Raw genomic sequence first — 15,848 nt, 5'->3', positions numbered from 1 at the left:
GCAGCGACCGGGTGGGGGCGGCTGGAGGATGGGCCCTCCCCACCCCGCCGCCGCTTCGCGTCGCCGACCCTCCCCGTGCCGGGGAGGGAGAAGCGGACAGGGAAGACAAGCCCCTTCCCTCACGCTAAACCGCCCCCAAATCCCGTTCAGGAGCTTCCCATGACCGTCGCCGCCCGCCTCGCCGAACTCGGCATCAACCTGCCGGAACCCGCCAAGGCGGTCGCCAACTACGTGCCCTACGTCCAGACCGGAAACCTGGTCCACATCTCGGGCCAGCTGTCGAACGACGCCTCGGGCGGCGTGAAGGGCACCGTCGGCGCCGACGTCTCGCCGGAACAGGCCCAGGCCGCGGCCCGCATGTGCGGCGTCAACCTGCTGGCCCAGATGTCGGCCGCGCTGGACGGCGATCTGGAACGCGTCGTCCGCGTCGTGAAGCTGGGCGGCTTCGTCCAGGCCGCCGGCGACTTCGAAGCCATCCCGGCCGTGATCAACGGTTGCTCGGACCTGATGGTCGAGGTCTTCGGCGACAAGGGCCGCCACGCCCGCTCGGCCGTCGGCGTCTACAAGCTCCCGCTCGGCTTCGCCGTCGAGGTGGACGCCATCGTGGAAGTCCGCTGATCGGCGCCACGCTTCGATCCTTCCCGCGAAGCGGGACCCGACTTCCTCGCGGAGTCCGGTCCCGCGGAGCGGGTGCATCACCAAGGCCACGAAGACCGCACGAAGCGCACAAAGGTCGCGGAGCCACGCATGGACTCCTTCGTGTTCTTTGTGCCCCCTTGGTGCTCTTCGTGATGAACCTGCCGGCGACGACAGGGATACCCACCCCGCTTCGCGGGACGTCCGCATGACCGAGCCGGCCTTCCGCATCCACGTCCACAACGCGGTCGCCGACATCGGCCGGGACGCGTGGGACGCCTGCGCGGCCCCGTCCGGCGACCCCTTCGTCTCGTACGACTTCCTCGATGCCTGCGAGGCGTCCGGCAGCGCGGTTCCGCGTGAAGGCTGGGCCGGACGCCACCTCGCCCTGACCGACGCGGACGGCCGCGTCATCGGCGTCATGCCCCTCTGGCTCAAGGGCCACAGCCAGGGCGAATACGTCTTCGATCACAGCTGGGCCGACGCTTACGAGCGCGCCGGCGGCGCCTACTACCCCAAGCTCCTCGGCGCCGTGCCCTTCACCCCGGTGACAGGTCAGCGCTTCCTCGCCCATCCCGACGGCGACGCCGCCGTCGTCCGCCAGGCCCTGCTGCAGGGCGCCGTGGCCCTCACCGAACGCCTCGGCGTCTCCTCGCTGCACGTCACCTTCCCCACCCGCGAGGAGTGGCGGGCCATGGGCGAGAGCGGCCTGCTGCTGCGTCAGGACATGCAGTACGTCTGGCGCAACGGCGGCTACGAAACCTTCGACGACTTCCTCTCGGCCCTGTCGTCCAGCCGCCGCAAGACCATCCGCCGCGAACGCCGCGAGGCCCGGGCCGGGCTCGACATCCGCACCCTCACCGGCGTCGACATCACGGAGGTGCACTGGGACGCCTTCTTCCAGTTCTACATGGACACCGGCGGCCGGAAGTGGGGCCGCCCCTATCTGACCCGCGACTTCTTCAGCCGCCTCGGCGCGACCATGGCCGACCGCATCGCCCTGGTGCTGGCGTACCGCGACGGCGCGCCCATCGCCGGGGCCCTGAACCTGATCGGCCGCGACGCCCTGTACGGACGCCAGTGGGGCGCGCTGGACGACGTGCCCTTCCTGCATTTCGAGCTCTGCTACTACCAGGCCATCGATTTCGCGATCGCCCGCGGTCTGTCGCGCGTCGAGGCCGGCGCCCAGGGCGAGCACAAGATCGCCCGCGGCTACCTGCCCGCACCCGTCTACTCGGCGCACTGGATCGCGGACCCGGCCCTGAGCGCGCCCGTCGCCGATTATCTCGAACGCGAGCGCCCGGCGGTCGAGGCCGAAATCGACGCCATGACGGAAGAGCTCTCGCCCTTCCGCAAGAACCTGGGGTGACCTATTCGACGCGGCGCTGCGGCTCCGGGCCGATGAACCAGCCGGCGATCCAGCTGACGATGCCGGTCACGATCGCGGCGCCGATCCCGGCCCAGAAGCCGTTGACCGTGAACCCGCCCAGCATGACTGACACCAATCCGATCATCGCCGCGTTCACCACCAGCAGGAACAGGCCGAAGGTGATGATGGTCAGCGGGAAGGTCAGGATGGTCAGGATCGGCCGCACGATGGCGTTGACCACGCCCAGCAGGATCGCCGCCAGCCACAGCGAGCCGTTGTCGGTGAAAGACACGCCGGGCACCACCTTCGCCGACAGCCACAGGGCCAGGGCGGTGACGAGGAACTGGATGATGAAACGCAGCATGGCTTCCTCCGTGAAGACCTTGAGCATAACACCGGAAACCCGTCGGGGCTCCCCTCGCCGCCCCGCGATTGCTAGCCTCGCCTGAAGCCCCGGAGCCCCGCATGACCCTTCACGCGCCCTACGACCCGCACAACATCTTCGCGAAGATCCTCCGCGCCGAGATTCCCGCCGTGAAGGTCTGGGAGGACGACGAGGTCCTCGCCTTCATGGACGTCTTCCCCCAGTCGGAAGGCCATGTGCTGGTCATCTCGAAGACCTCCACCGCCCGCACCCTGCTGGACATCGAACCGGCGGTCCTCGCCCGCCTCATGGAGGCCACGCGGCGCACCGCCCGCGCGGTGCAGAAGGCGCTGCAGCCCGACGGCTTCCAGATCATGCAGTACAACGGCGAGGCCGGCGGCCAGACCGTCTTCCACGTCCATTTCCACATCGTGCCGCGCTGGTCCGACCGTCCGCTCAAGGGTCACAGCCAGGCCCCGATGGCCGACGCCGCGGCCCTGAAGGTCCTCGCCGACCGCATCGCGGCCGCCCTCGACTAGGTCGGGATCGGCCCCCGGAACACGAACCAGGCTCCCGCCACGATCAGGGCGAAGCCGACGGCGTGGTTCATCGTCAGCTTCTCGCCCAGGAAGGTGACCGAGAAGATCGCGAACACGATCAGGGTGATCACCTCCTGCATCGTCTTCAGCTCGGCCGCCGAATAGACCTGATGCCCGATCCGGTTGGCCGGCACCGCCAGGCAGTATTCGAAGAAGGCGATGCCCCAGCTGACGATCACCACCAGCCACAGCGGCTTGGACCCGAATTTCAGGTGCCCGTACCAGGCGAAGGTCATGAACACGTTGGAGGCGACCAGCATCAGGACCGGCGCCAGATGAGGAATTGAAATCGGCACCTGCGTCCCCGGCTTGCGTCCCGCCTCATGCGCCAGCATAAGGGCCGCCCGTCAAGCGGTGCGCCGGCTTAGCTCAGTTGGTAGAGCGCCAGTTTTGTAAACTGGATGTCGCGGGTTCGATTCCTGCAGCCGGCACCAGCTGTTTTTTATTTAAAAACAGTCACTTAGCCGAAATCAAAACTGAGAACAGGCTTCTCCGACCTACTGATTTGCTTGGCTTTTTTTGTCTGACGGCGATCCGAAAACAGCGTCAGTTCGATTCCTGCGGCAGGCATCTCACTGTGTTGATGGTGTCGCGCCGATTGCACCGCCGCCTAGCTCAAGAAGCTTGGCATTTTTCTAGCTTCGCTATCGCCACAACCCGATCGCGCGACACGAAAGTGGGCGTCCGGGTCTTTGGGTTATAGGTGAGGAGGCCACCACCGAACTGCCCAACAAGTGTGGTGCATAGTGAGCCACCATTCGTAAGGGACACATAGGTCGAAGGCGGTGCGCGTTTCATCGATTCACCCATCATCATTCCGAAGCCGAGCACCACGGTGATGGCACCGTACGTGAAGCACAAAGGGATGATGGTCCGGGCTCGAGCGTGGTTCCAATACAGTTCGGGGAGAAAGAAGACGCCGAACCCGTGCATGATCGTCAGGCCCGCGAGGAGCCTAAAGTCTTCGGGATAGATGGCCCGAACGAGCATAACGGCCGAAAAGCCGACCACGGCCAGGATACCAATGATCAGATTTTTGACGAGAACAATGACGGTGATGGCTTTCACCGGTGTCGTGTTTCCACTCGGTCCAGGCCGACCGGTGGCGTGAAACAGGAACCCACCAATCAGAGCGGCAAGGAGAGTGGGGGTCAAAAACCAGATGCCGCTAAGAAAATCTGCGACGGTAAGAAAGCTAAGCCAAGACGTGCCGAAGGGTGTGAAATATCCCACGGTATAGGACATTGCGAGGGCCACACCGCCCAATGAAACTAAGGGTAGCGTTTCGCCCGCGATCCGCCACACCGACTTCTGCTCATCTGCCATTCGCGCGCTCTGTTGGCGGCTGTCTCATCCGCCTAAGTGATCCAGCCATGGTGCTAAATCACGTGGAGATCGTGTACGAGGACAGGAGAACTGCCAAGCTTTTGCGGATGGCGACGCCATTTCGCGCCCGGACCCACCGTTGCTGGGCGCGGGGTCCGACTATGGCTTGGCAAGGAATTTTCCGAGGGCGGCGGCGATGCTGGGATCTAGGCCCCCATCTTCCTTCACGATGCCGTCGGGCGTGTTACGGAAGAGCGCGTTCAAGATCACCTGGCGATCTTCGGTCGATGCGGCGCTATTTTCTATAAGAGCGAGGTAGGTTTCGGTCATTGTCGCTCTCTCCTCAGCATCTTGGCGAAGGTGATGTTGGCTGAGATACAGCTTCGTCAGGAGGCGCCCGGCCCAGAAGACCAAGCCGGCGCAAGAAGCGAGGCCAGCTGAAGCCACAATGAAGATGGCGTTGGGAAATGGCGGAGCCCCAGGCACTTGGGCTTCTTTTGCAGCGTTTATCAACGATACGCCCGTCTCGTTGAATGCATACGCCATCCCCGCGAGGGCTGCCGGAAAGAAGATCAAGACCCAGAGACGAGTCCAAAATTCGGATTCTTTGTGTTGAGCAGCCTTGTTCTTCCAATAGTCTACAGGAGCTGCAAGCCCCATGTGCTCTTTGTAGGTCGCCTCTACAGTCTTTATGCTGGCCTCGGAAGCGGCGTGCCGATCGCGCCAGTTCCTACTCTCCTTTCGCCAAAGCCAGTTTCGTCGCACGGCCCAACGAGCAGCCGTCCGCTGAGCTTCGTGTACAAGCCGACGCCATTCTTGGTCAGCCAGTTCGGCTTTGGCCGCCGCCTCAGCAGTGACCTGCCGCACCGTAGACCGTGCGTTCTCTCGCTCCATCTTGAGACGTTCGGCCAACGCTGACGTTTCAGATAATGCGGGCGCAACCTCCCAAAGCGCGCCCAGGATGTCGTCCCGGTCTCTGGCATCGCCCAATGTCAGCGCGCCGCGCTTCAAGCCGATGTAGAAGAGCGCCGCGGATTCCGATAGAATATTTGCAATCTCTTTCCGAGTTTCTTGCAGCTTTGATCCGGTACCGATTAGCTCCCCTTCGGAACTATCGAACATCCTCGCCATGTGCTGGGCGGCTTGATTATAGTGCTGCCCCTGCTGCTGCATGCGGACTACTTGTTGGTTTAGCGTTCGTAGACCGGCCTGTTGGTTCTCTACAAGAACAGCAGCTCCATGGCTTAGTTCGCTTTCGCCTAGGCTTTGCCAGTATGCTGCCTGTTCCTGACGAAAGGTCGCAATCTCCTGCCAACCAGGGAAGGCGTCGGCATTCAGCCGCCCGTCAGCGTTGAACCACTCGGCCATTCAGCCCCCTCCCACCATATACTTCTGCGGACTAGCCTGTCCGGGTCTCCATGAACAGGTGGGGAGACCCCCACGGGTCTTAAGCTTGACGACCCAAAGGATCGCAACTCGTACTCCACACAGCAGTAGCGACGATCGAAGGTGGGCAGAGGTGGTCGATCACTGGTGTATGAACGATCTACGCATCACCGCAACAAGTTCTAGTTTGGGCAACCGCCCACGACCGCTCCATTCCGCTTGGCACTGACGCTCGAAGCAGCGATAGTCCCGCCGTCGCCCGAAGTTTGGTCACGGAAGGCGATGCGCTGTTGCGCGTGAACACAGGTCCGCTCTGTCGGGCGGCCTGCTGAATACAAAACCTTCGGGGAATAGGCGGGACGCGCCTTCCCTGTGTTCGCGCGTGACCAACCACCCGACTTCGGTCGGGCACGCGGAACACAGGGGGTGTGCGTGGAAGCTGGCGACGCCAAGCGACCGGATGGAGCCGGCTGCCTTCTAGGCGCCTTGGGAATCATCGTGATCCTGATGTTTTTTCACCATCTAGGCAGCAGGTCGCCGCGGCAATTGACGCCCGAGGAGCGTCAGATCTGCGCGCTGGCTGCAGCGTCTGCCGATCGCGAGGCGCAGGAGCCTTGGTACTGCGAGAAGTGAGCGCCTCAGAGGGTCACCTTCAGAAGTTTCTTAGGCTGCCTGAGGTTCTCCTGCTCACCGGTCTGTCTCGCGCAACGGTCTATCGGCGCATTCGGGCCGACGAATTTCCACGAGGTATCAAGGACGGGCGCTGCACGCTGTGGGCAACTTCGCAGATCGCAGCCTGGCAGAAGGACAAGCTCCGGCAAAGTCCATTTCCCCGCCATGAAACGCGTCACCTTAATAGTGAAAGTTGACGGTACCTCTGACGGTACCCAATGGTGAAAGCCATAATTTTCCTAGTAATTACTTGTTACTAGATACGATAGAGGTTTCCTGCAGCCGGCACCATCGCCCACGCCGCGCCGCGTCAAAGCGGCCTGTTCCGGGCGATGATCTTCAGCACGATCAGGATCAGCCCGACCGCGGCGATCAATCCGCCCAGCAGGATGAGGACGGCTCCCTGGTTGAAGACCCCGACGAGCATGATCGCCAGTCCGACCACCAGGAACAGCAGTCCCACCAGGAATTTGGCGATGAGGGTTCCCCCTCCCGGTCGCGTCGCAGTCATGATCCGCTCCGATCCTGTCGCGCCGCCATCGCGGCCCTCTGCGCCGCAGAGTGCCCCGTCGCCGACGCCAGGATAATCGGGGTGAACCCTGAGACGCCTCAGCCCGCGCCGAGCGCCACCGCGACCCGATAGGTGACGAAGGCGGCCAGGTAGGCCAGGCCGAACATATAGACGACCATCACCCACATCCACTTCCACGAGTTCAGCTCGCGCTTCACCACGCCCAACGTCGCCACGCACTGCGGCGCGAAGACGTACCAGGCCAGGAAGGCCAGACCCGTGGCCAGCGACCACTGCGCCGCCAGTGTCGCGCCCAGCAGGCTGGTCGCGCTCTCCGGATCAGCCACGGCGTAGACCGTGCCCAGCGCCGCCACGGCCACTTCACGCGCGGCCATGCCCGGGATCAGGGCGATGACCATCTGCCAGTTGAAGCCGATGGGTGCGAAGATCGGCTCCAGCGCGTGACCCATCATGCCGGCGAAGCTGTAGTCGATGGCCGGCTGCGTCGCCCCCTCAGGCGGATACGGGAAGGTCGACAGCGCCCAGACGATGATCATCAGCGGCAGGATGATCCGCCCCGCCCGCTCCAGGAAGATGCGGGCGCGGAGCCACAGATTGAACAGCACGCTCTTGAAGTCCGGCGTCTTGTACGCCGGCAGCTCCATCATGAAGGGCTCGACCGCCCCTCTCCAGAACACCTTGCGGATCACGAACGACACGACCAGCGCGCTCAGAATGCCCGCGGCGTAGAGACCGAACATCACCAGCCCCTGCAGGCTGGCGAAGCCCCACACCTGCTCGTTCGGAATGAAGGCGGCGATGATCAGGGTGTAGACCGGGATGCGCGCCGAACAGGTCATCAGCGGCGCGACCATGATGGTCGTCAGCCGGTCGCGCTTGGAGTCGATCACCCGCGCCGCCATCACGCCCGGAATGGCGCAGGCGAAGCTGGACAGCAGCGGAATGAAGGCGCGGCCGTGCAGCCCGGCGCCGCCCATGATCCGGTCCATCAGGAAGGCGGCCCGGGCCATGTAGCCGAAGTCCTCCAGCAGGATGATGAACAGGAACAGGATCAGGATCTGCGGCAGGAAGACCAGCACGCTGCCGACCCCCGAGATCAGGCCGTCGACGATCAGGCTCTGCCATATGCCGTCGGGCATGACCGTGGCCACCCAGGCGCCGAGCATGCCCAGCGCGCCCTCGATCCCGTCCATCAGCGGCGTCGCCCAGGTGAACACCGCCTGGAACATCACGAACAGCAGCGTCAGCAGGATCACCAGACCAGCGACCGGATGCAGCAGCAGGCTGTCGATCCGGCCCGTCAGCGTGTCCGGCCGCTCGGGGGGACGCACGCAGGCCTTCATGATCCGCTCGGCCTCGAGGGCCTTGCCGCGCAGGGCCTCGGCGTCCGGCGCGACCCAGGCGTTCTCGGCGGTCGCCGACAGACCGCCGGCGGCCGCGTCGATGGCGGCGATCAGCTCGTCGATGCCGCGCTTGCGCGTCGCCACCGTGGTCACGATCGGCACGCCCAGTTCGGCGCGCAGCTTCTCCAGATCGATCCGTAGGCCCTGCCGCTGGGCGATGTCGTACATGTTCAGCGCCAGCACCATCGGACGCCCGACGGCCTTCAGCTCCAGCACCAGACGCAGCACCAGGCGCAGATTGGTCGCATCGGCGACCGCCACCAGAACGTCCGGCGTCGGCTCGCCCGCCAGTTTGCCCAGCACGGCGTCGCGGGTGACCTCCTCATCCGGGCTGCGGGCGCGCAGCGAATAGGTGCCCGGCAGGTCCAGCACCGACATCGTCCGGCCGTCCGCCGTCCGGATGTGGCCTTCCTTCCGCTCAACGGTGACGCCGGCGTAGTTGGCGACCTTCTGGTGCGCGCCGGTCAGGGCGTTGAACAGGGCGGTCTTGCCGCTGTTGGGGTTGCCGACCAGGGCAACCCGCGCGGTGCGAACGTGCATATCCATCAGATGGCCGCCGTATCGAGACGAACGGTCAGGCTGGCCGCTTCATGGCGACGCAGCGCCACCCGCATGTCGTCCACCTTCAGCGCGATGGGATCGCGTCCGAACAGACCCTCGTGCAGCAGCTCGATCCGGGCGCCCTCGACGAAGCCGAGCTCCAGCAGACGCCGCTCCAGCTCTGCGGCATGCTCCTGCCCGTGGTGGCGGTGATCGCCGACCCGCACGATGACGCCGCGGGCGCCCTTGCGGGCCTGGCTGAGTTTGAGGGTGTCGGACATCAGGCTCTTGAACCACTGGCGCTGACAGGCGCGCCTATCTGACAGTGATTATCAGGTGCGAAGCGTCAGCGTCCAGTCTGTCGGAGGGTCGCAGGCGGTTGCCCCGCCTCACGGTTGAGCTATCAGAGGGACGCGCAACCCGGAGCCCGCCCATGACCCGCCTCGCCCTCGCAGCCGTCGCCCTGCTGACGCTGACCGCCTGCGGCGAAAGCGCCACACCGGCATCGGACCAGCCGGCCGCCCCGGCGAAGCCGGCCCTGACGGACGCCCAGAAGACCGCGCTCCTCGCCTCCCTGCCCGCGCCGTATAACGAAGCCAGCCTCGACAACGGCCGCCGCGTCTTCGCCCGCTGCCGCTCGTGCCACACCATCACCGAGGGCGGGCCGAACATGACGGGCCCGAACCTCTACGGCGTGTTCGGCCGTCAGGCCGGGACCTATCCGAAATACAACTACTCCCCCGCCGTGAAGCAGGCCGGCTTCACCTGGGACGCCGAGCGGCTCGACCACTGGCTCGAGAACCCGCGCACCTTCCTGCAGGGCACCAAGATGAGCTTCGCCGGCATCCCCGACGCCACGGACCGCCGCGACGTCATCGCCTGGCTGAAGGTCGAGACCGGCTACACGCCGCCGGCCGCGACCGCCCCCGCGCCCTGATCTATTCGGCGGCGGCCGGGATCTGGTCGTTGGCGGTGGCTTCCTTGGCTTCCCACTCCTCGATCTTGCGGGCGGTGTACTCCGGCGACTTGGTGAAGCGCGCCAGCACGCCGTAGATCACGGGCACCACGAACAGGGTCAGCAGGGTCGCGAACATCGCCCCGGCGAAGATCACCACGCCGATCGTCTGACGGCTGCCCGCCCCCGCCCCGTGCCACAGCACCAGCGGCAGCGCGCCGAATGCGGTGGCGATCGAGGTCATGATGATCGGGCGCAGACGGAGCGTCGACGACTCGATGATCGCCTCGCGGATCGACCGTCCCTGGTCGCGCAGCTGGTTGGCGAACTCGACGATCAGGATGCCGTTCTTCGCCGCCACGCCGATCAGGATGATCAGGCCGATCTGCGAATAGATGTTCAGGCTGGACCCGGCCATCGTCAGGCCGAACAGCCCGCCGGCCGCCGCCAGCGGCACCGTCAGCATGATCACCGCCGGGGTGATCCAGCTTTCGAACTGGGCCGCCAGCACCAGGAAGACCAGCAGCAGGGCCAGGCCGAAGGCCGCGGCGACCGCGCCGCCCGCCTCCTTCTGGTCCCGCGCCGCCCCGCCCCACTGGGTCGTCACCACGCCTTGCGGCTGTTCCGCCGCGACCTCGGTCAGGAAGGCGGTGGCGTCGGCGATGGTGTAGCCGGGGTTCAGGTCGGCGCTGATCGAGATCGCCCGCTGGCGGTCGAGACGACGCCGGTCCGGCGTGTCGCCCGAGGTCTTGGTGGTCACCACCGACGACAGCGGCACCAGCTGCCCGGCGCCCGTGGCGACATACAGGGCCTCCAGATCACCCACGTTGCGACGGTTGTCGCGCTGGGTCTGCAGGATCACGTCGTATTCCTGGCCGCCGCGCAGGTAGGTCGTGGCGCGCCGCGACCCGAACATGGTCTCCAGCGTCCGGCCCACGGCCTGCGCCGAAACGCCCAAGGCCGCCGCCTTCTCGGAGTCGACGTCGACCAGCAGACGCGGCGCGTTGGGCTCATAGTTCAGGCGCGGACGCGACAGGCCCGGATTCTCCAGCGCCTTCGCCAGCACCGGCTGGATCCAGTTGTAGATGTCGGCGTACTCGGCCCCCGTCACGATCATCTCGACCGAGTTGGAGTTGCCGCCGCCGCGCTGGAAGGCGCCAGGCACCGAGGCGTTGACCTGGGCGTCCGTCTGCCCGCGCAGCTTGCCGTTGATCTCCTGGGCGATCTCGTCCGCCGGGCGGTCGCGCTTGCTCCAGTCGCTGAGGATCAGGCTGGCATTGCCGGTGTTGTAGCTGCCCCCGCCGAAGCCGGGCGCCGACACCAGATAGCTGTCCGCCTCGCCGTTGGCCTTGTACTCGGCCAGGATCGGCTCGAGCCCGAGCATGATCTTCTTGGTGTAGTCGAAGCCGGCGCCCTCGGGGCCCTGGACCCGGATGCCGACGCGACCGCGATCCTCCGGCGGCACCAGTTCGTCCGGCAGGGTGATGAACATCACCGTCGCCCCGGCGCCGACCAGCAGGATCAGGCCGATGACCCCGATCACCGCCGCCTTCACGCCCAGCAGGGCCTCCAGCGAGTTGCGATAGGAGCCGCGCAGCTTGTCCATCGCCCAGTCCACGCGGCGCGCGACGAAGCCGCCGCTGTGCGCCGGACGGAGGATTTTCGACGCCAGCATCGGCGACAGGCTGAGGGCCAGGAAGGCCGAGAAGGCCACGGCGGCCGCGATTGCGGCGGCCAGTTCGACGAACAGCCGCCCGACGTATCCGGGCAGGAACAGCAGCGGCGCGAACACCGCCAGCAGCACCACCGTCGTCGCCACCACGGCGAAGAACACCTGACGCGCGCCGCGCTCGGCGGCGACCAACGGCGGCTCGCCGTGATCGATGCGGCGCTGGATGTTCTCGGTCACGACGATCGCGTCGTCGACGACGAGGCCGATGGCCAGCACCAGCGCCAGCAGCGTCAGCAGGTTCAGCGAGAAGCCCAGCGGCGCCAGCACGATGAAGGTCGCCAGCAGGCAGATCGGCGCCACGATCGACGGAATGAGCGCCGCCCGGAGCGTGCCCAGGAAGATGAAGTTCACCAGCGCCACCAGCGCCATCGAGATGCCGATGGTGATCCAGACTTCCTCGATGGCGTGCTTGGTGAAGACCGAGTTGTCGGATCCGACGACCAGTTCCGTACCTTCCGGCAGGCTTGGGCGGATCTCCTCGACCATCTCCTCCACGCCTTTCGAAATGGCGAGGTCGTTGGCCTGGGCCTGACGCGTGACGGCCAGACCGATCTGGTCGACGCCGTTGCCGCGGAACAGCCGGCGGTCCTCGGCCGGCGCTTCCTCGACCCGGGCGATGTCGCCCAGCCGGGTCACGTAGGAGGCGGCCCCCTGCAGGGCGCCGCTCGCGCCGCTCGGCAGGTTGACGCTGGCCTGGGTCTGCCCCGTCTGCGTCGTCCCGGTGGTCGAGGCCGAACCGCGCGTGCCGATCGGCAGCTGGCGGAAGTCCTCGGCCCGGGCGTAGGTGCGGGCGACGCGGACCGTATAGTCCTTCTGACCCGACTCCAGCTGGCCGGCCGGCAGTTCGACGTTCTGGTTGGTCAGGGCCGTTTCGACGTCGCTGACGGTCAGGCCGCGCGCGGCGAGCGCCCCGGCGTCCAGCCAGATGCGCATGGCGTAGCGCTGCTCGCCGTAGATCTGCACCTGCGCCGCGCCCGGCACCGTCGCCAGGCGGTCGATCAGATAGCGGTCCGCATAGTCGGTCAGCTCAAGCCGGTTCAGCTTGGTCGAGCGCAGGAACAGGATGATGATCGGCTGGCTGTCGGAGTCCGCCTTGGCGACCTCGGGCGGGTCGGCCTGGTCCGGCAGACGGCCCACCACGCGCGACACGCGGTCCCGCACGTCGTTGGCGGCGTCGTCGATGTTCCGGTCCAGCGCGAACTCGATGTTCACATTGGAGCGGCCGTCGCGGCTCGTCGAGTTGATCCGTTCGACGCCCTGGATGCCGGCGATCTGCTGCTCGATCGGCTCGGTGATCCGGCTCTCGATGACTTCGGCCGACGCCCCGGCGTAGGTCGTGTTGACCGAAACAATCGGCGGATCGACGTCGGGCAGCTCCCGCACCGGCAGGAAGAAGAAGGCCGCAGCGCCGATCACGCAGAGGACGATGGCCGCCACGGCGGCCATCACGGGACGGCGGACCGAGACGTCGGAGAGCATCATCGCGCAGCGCCCCTGGCTGCGCCCTGGCCAGCGCCCTGACCGCCGCGACCGGCGACGCGCACCGGCGCGCCCGGCTGGATGCGGTTCAGGCCTGAGCCGACCACACGATCACCGGCGTTGAGGCCGGAGACGATCTCGACGAAGCCGCCCTCGACAGCGCCGGTCTCGACCTCGACCCGCTGGGCGGTCGAGCCGCCGTCGCCCGCGGCTATGCGGTACACGAAGGCTCCGTCGCCCTCGTACTGCACCGCGGCCTCGGGCACGGCCACGCCGTTGCGCAGGCCCTGCTGGACGGCCACGCGAACGGCCATGCCAGGACGGATGCGACCGCCGGGATTCGGAATTTCTGCACGCGCCGTGACCGACCGGGTCTGTTCGTTGATCCGCGTGTCGACCAGGGCGATGCGGCCGGTGAAGGCCTCGTCGCCATAGGCGTCGATCGTGGCCGAGATGGGCGTCCCGGTGCGGAGCACGCCGAGATAGCGCTCGGGGATCGGGAAATCGACGCGGACGACATCGATGTCGTCCAGGGTGGTGATCACCGCGCCCGGGTTCACCAGCGTCCCCGGCGTCACCGTGCTGAGCCCCAGCACGCCCGCGAACGGCGCCCGGATGGTGCGATCGCCGGACCGCGCCTGGGCGGCGGCCAGCGAGGCCTGGGCGGTTTCCAGCTCGGTCTCGTATTGCTCGATCATCATCGGCGAGGCGAAGCCGCGATCGCCCAGCGCCTTGTAGCGCTCGTACATGGTCTGGGCGCGCGCCACCCGGGCGCGGGCCTCGGCGATGTCGGCGTCTTCCTCGCGGGCCTGCAACTGTACCAGCGGCGTGCCGGCCGCGACGCGCTGCCCGTCCGTGAACATCACGCGCGTGATCAGTTCGCTCGTCGACGAGGTGATGTTGACCGACCGGCGGCCCCGGGCGACGCCCAGCACGCGGATCTGGTCGGAGAATTCGCGCGGCGTCGCCACCGCCTCCGCGACGGTCTGGCCACGACCGCCGGGACCTCCGCGACCGCCCCCGGGGCCGCCGGCTTTCTGATCGTCGGCGAACGCCATGCGCAGGACCACTGCAACGACCATCAGGCCCAGCAGGGCCGCCGCGGCGACAAGGAAGAAGTGGCGTTTGATCACGCGGCTGGCGCTCCGGACGAGGGACGAGCCGACTTAGCGGCTACCGCCGTCGACGCAACTAAAGTTCCTGTAACGGGCGCCGTTCCGGTTTTCCGTCGCGACCGGACGTCGCGGTCAGAAGCTGTACCAGAGCGCGATGACGGCCCCGCCGGACTGCGGAGTCTCCCGCCCGGCGACCGCTTCGCGCCACCCGGCCTGCACCCGCCAGTCGCCGAACGAGCGCACCACGGACGCCTCCAGCGACAGCCACTGCGGACCGCCGTCGTCCGCCATGCCGCCGAAGGCCTGGCCGAGGACCATCCAGTTCTCGCCGAAATGGGCGCCGACGGTCGCATCCAGCCGGGTCTCGTCCGGCAGGCCGGCGCGCATCCGCCGCGCGGCCTGAACGTCGAAGAAGGTGCCCGAGGGAATCCAGCCGCTCACATTGCCGCCGTTGAACGAGCGGCCGAACGCGGCCCGGACCTCCCAGTCCTGATCGCCGACGCCCGGCGGCGCGTAGCCGGCGTTGCGCCCCTCTCCGCCATCAGCCAGACCGGCGTACAGCGCCACGGCCGTGTGGTCGTCGCGCCAGACCTGCCAGTTGACGCCGATCTCCAGCGGCCCGCGACCGTCGTATTCGACGAACGCGTCCTCGCCGGACTGCCACTCGCCCTTGAAGCGGATGCTCACGCTGTCGGTGACGCCGTATTCGGTGAACAGCGACAACACCCGGTCCGTGCGGTCGGCAGGAAGATCGGCCAGGTCGCCGTCGGGGTCGAAGCCGCGCCCGGCCTGCATATCCTCATACTTGAAGATCGCCTCGCCCTTGCCCTTCGGCTGCGTCCAGGCGCCCGCCGCCGCAGGAGCGGCGCCGGTGATGACGATCAGAAAGAGAAGCAGCCCCCCGGCCGGTCTCAAGCGTCGTAGCCTGGAGATTTTCGGTCGACCATCCGCAGCGCGCCGGGCCAGGCCAGCGCCGAGATGAAGCCGATTCCGGCGCCCTGCCCTTTCGTCTCTTCCTGCGCGGCGTCCGGCGCGAACAGCACATGCTCGCGACCGCCCGACAGCGCGGCGATCTGCTGGGCGCACGCCCGCTCAAGGAAGAACATCCCGACCCAGGCCTGGGCCGCGGTCTGTCCGACCGCCAGCGTGCCGTGGTTGCGCAGCAGCATCAGCGGCTTGGTCCCCAGGTCGGCGACCAGTCGCTCCCGCTCCTCGTGGTTCAGGGCCAGGCCTTCATAGCCGTGATAGGCGACCTGATGCTGCAGCAGGCAGGCGTTCTGCCCGATCGGCAGCAGCCCTTCCTTCTGCGCCGCCACCCCAACCCCGGCGACGGTGTGCAGATGGATGACGAAGTGCGCATCCTCGCGGGCGCCGTGGATCGCCGAATGGATCGTGAAGCCGGCCGGGTTGATGAAGTCCGTGGTCTCCTGAACGATGTTGCCGTCCAGATCGACCTTCACCAGCGACGAGGCGGTGATCTCCTCGAAATACCAGCCGTACGGGTTGATGAGGAAGTGATGCTCTGGCCCCGGCACGCGCGCCGAGATGTGGGTGAAGATCATATCGTCCCACCCGTGCAGGGCGACCAGACGATACAGGGCCGCCAGCTCGACGCGGGTTTTCCATTCCGCATCAGAGACTTTCGACTTGAGAGAAGTGATTGCGCCGTCAGCCATAGCCGTTGTCCTGGGTACCGGGAGGCCGGCACGCTCGCGCCAGGCGGGGTTCCCGTCAAGATTC

16 protein-coding genes and 1 tRNA gene are annotated in these 15,848 nt (G+C 66.7%); 6 read left to right on the top strand and 11 right to left on the bottom strand.

The features are described 5' to 3' along the window. The first annotated feature begins 159 nt into the window (after positions 1–159). A complete protein-coding gene (locus GGR12_RS07480) occupies positions 160–618 on the top strand; it encodes a RidA family protein (RefSeq protein WP_183203695.1) in 459 nt (152 codons plus the stop codon). A gap of 226 nt (positions 619–844) precedes the next feature. Then, on the top strand, positions 845–2,005 hold the full coding sequence (locus tag GGR12_RS07475; RefSeq protein ID WP_183203694.1) for a GNAT family N-acetyltransferase: 1,161 nt from the start codon (positions 845–847) through the stop codon (positions 2,003–2,005). Between the two features lies 1 nt (position 2,006). On the opposite strand, the gene GGR12_RS07470 is transcribed toward GGR12_RS07475, so the two are convergent. Then, entirely contained in the window at positions 2,007–2,369 is a 363-nt protein-coding gene (locus GGR12_RS07470) for a phage holin family protein (protein ID WP_183203693.1), read from the bottom strand. Positions 2,370–2,470: 101 nt separating this feature from the next. Between GGR12_RS07470 and GGR12_RS07465 the strand changes: the two genes are divergently transcribed. Further along, positions 2,471–2,908, top strand: a complete 438-nt coding sequence (locus GGR12_RS07465) for an HIT family protein (RefSeq protein ID WP_183203692.1) — start codon at positions 2,471–2,473, stop codon at positions 2,906–2,908. Here the strand turns inward: GGR12_RS07465 and GGR12_RS07460 are convergent. Then, the gene (locus GGR12_RS07460; protein WP_221212220.1) at positions 2,905–3,303 is read right to left on the bottom strand and encodes a DMT family protein; all 399 of its coding nucleotides are present in this window, start codon (positions 3,301–3,303) and stop codon (positions 2,905–2,907) included. The two genes, GGR12_RS07465 and GGR12_RS07460, sit on opposite strands and share 4 nt — an antisense overlap. Positions 3,304–3,326: 23 nt before the next feature. On the opposite strand from GGR12_RS07460, the gene GGR12_RS07455 reads away from it, so the two are divergent. Next, positions 3,327–3,402 (top strand) — tRNA-Thr (locus GGR12_RS07455). 181 nt (positions 3,403–3,583) lie between these two features. Here GGR12_RS07455 and GGR12_RS07450 read toward each other — a convergent pair. Further along, a complete protein-coding gene (locus GGR12_RS07450) occupies positions 3,584–4,294 on the bottom strand; it encodes a hypothetical protein (RefSeq protein ID WP_183203691.1) in 711 nt (236 codons plus the stop codon). Positions 4,295–4,453: 159 nt separating this feature from the next. Beyond that, positions 4,454–5,662 carry a DUF6161 domain-containing protein gene (locus GGR12_RS07445; protein WP_183203690.1) on the bottom strand — a complete coding sequence of 403 codons (1,209 nt, stop codon included), beginning with the start codon at positions 5,660–5,662 and terminating at the stop codon, positions 4,454–4,456. A gap of 446 nt (positions 5,663–6,108) precedes the next feature. Here GGR12_RS07445 and GGR12_RS16905 point away from each other — a divergent pair, with 446 nt between their 5' ends. Beyond that, entirely contained in the window at positions 6,109–6,549 is a 441-nt protein-coding gene (locus GGR12_RS16905; RefSeq protein WP_425486210.1) for a helix-turn-helix transcriptional regulator, read from the top strand. A gap of 113 nt (positions 6,550–6,662) precedes the next feature. Here the strand turns inward: GGR12_RS16905 and GGR12_RS07435 are convergent, their stop codons facing one another. From GGR12_RS07435 to GGR12_RS07425, 3 genes are all read right to left on the bottom strand, one after another. Then, positions 6,663–6,863, bottom strand: coding sequence for a hypothetical protein (locus tag GGR12_RS07435; RefSeq protein ID WP_183203688.1), 201 nt, complete (start codon positions 6,861–6,863; stop codon positions 6,663–6,665). Between the two features lie 98 nt (positions 6,864–6,961). Further along, positions 6,962–8,833: a ferrous iron transporter B gene (feoB, locus tag GGR12_RS07430; RefSeq protein WP_183203687.1), complete on the bottom strand. Its 1,872-nt coding sequence runs from the start codon at positions 8,831–8,833 to the stop codon at positions 6,962–6,964. Next, the gene (locus GGR12_RS07425; protein WP_183203686.1) at positions 8,833–9,108 is read right to left on the bottom strand and encodes a FeoA family protein; all 276 of its coding nucleotides are present in this window, start codon (positions 9,106–9,108) and stop codon (positions 8,833–8,835) included. The genes feoB and GGR12_RS07425 overlap by 1 nt, the downstream gene beginning before the upstream one ends. A 152-nt stretch (positions 9,109–9,260) precedes the next feature. Between GGR12_RS07425 and GGR12_RS07420 the strand changes: the two genes are divergently transcribed. Continuing rightward, positions 9,261–9,764 (top strand): c-type cytochrome, encoded by a 504-nt coding sequence (locus tag GGR12_RS07420; RefSeq protein ID WP_183203685.1) that lies wholly within the window; start codon positions 9,261–9,263, stop codon positions 9,762–9,764. A gap of 1 nt (position 9,765) precedes the next feature. Here the strand turns inward: GGR12_RS07420 and GGR12_RS07415 are convergent, their stop codons facing one another. From GGR12_RS07415 to GGR12_RS07400, 4 genes are all read right to left on the bottom strand, one after another. Next, entirely contained in the window at positions 9,766–12,993 is a 3,228-nt protein-coding gene (locus GGR12_RS07415) for an efflux RND transporter permease subunit (RefSeq protein WP_221212296.1), read from the bottom strand. Then, positions 12,993–14,126 (bottom strand): efflux RND transporter periplasmic adaptor subunit, encoded by a 1,134-nt coding sequence (locus GGR12_RS07410; protein ID WP_183203683.1) that lies wholly within the window; start codon positions 14,124–14,126, stop codon positions 12,993–12,995. Before GGR12_RS07410 ends, GGR12_RS07415 begins: the two co-directional genes overlap by 1 nt. 114 nt (positions 14,127–14,240) lie before the next feature. Further along, positions 14,241–15,023 (bottom strand): hypothetical protein, encoded by a 783-nt coding sequence (locus GGR12_RS07405; RefSeq protein WP_246328747.1) that lies wholly within the window; start codon positions 15,021–15,023, stop codon positions 14,241–14,243. After that, entirely contained in the window at positions 15,020–15,784 is a 765-nt protein-coding gene (locus tag GGR12_RS07400) for a class II aldolase/adducin family protein (RefSeq protein ID WP_183203682.1), read from the bottom strand. The genes GGR12_RS07405 and GGR12_RS07400 overlap by 4 nt, the downstream gene beginning before the upstream one ends. Positions 15,785–15,848 lie beyond the last annotated feature (64 nt).

Source organism: Brevundimonas lenta (genome assembly GCF_014196335.1).
Lineage (GTDB): Bacteria > Pseudomonadota > Alphaproteobacteria > Caulobacterales > Caulobacteraceae > Brevundimonas > Brevundimonas lenta.
Note: the sequence above shows the minus strand (reverse complement) of the source record. Positions and strands in the feature narration are given on the sequence as shown.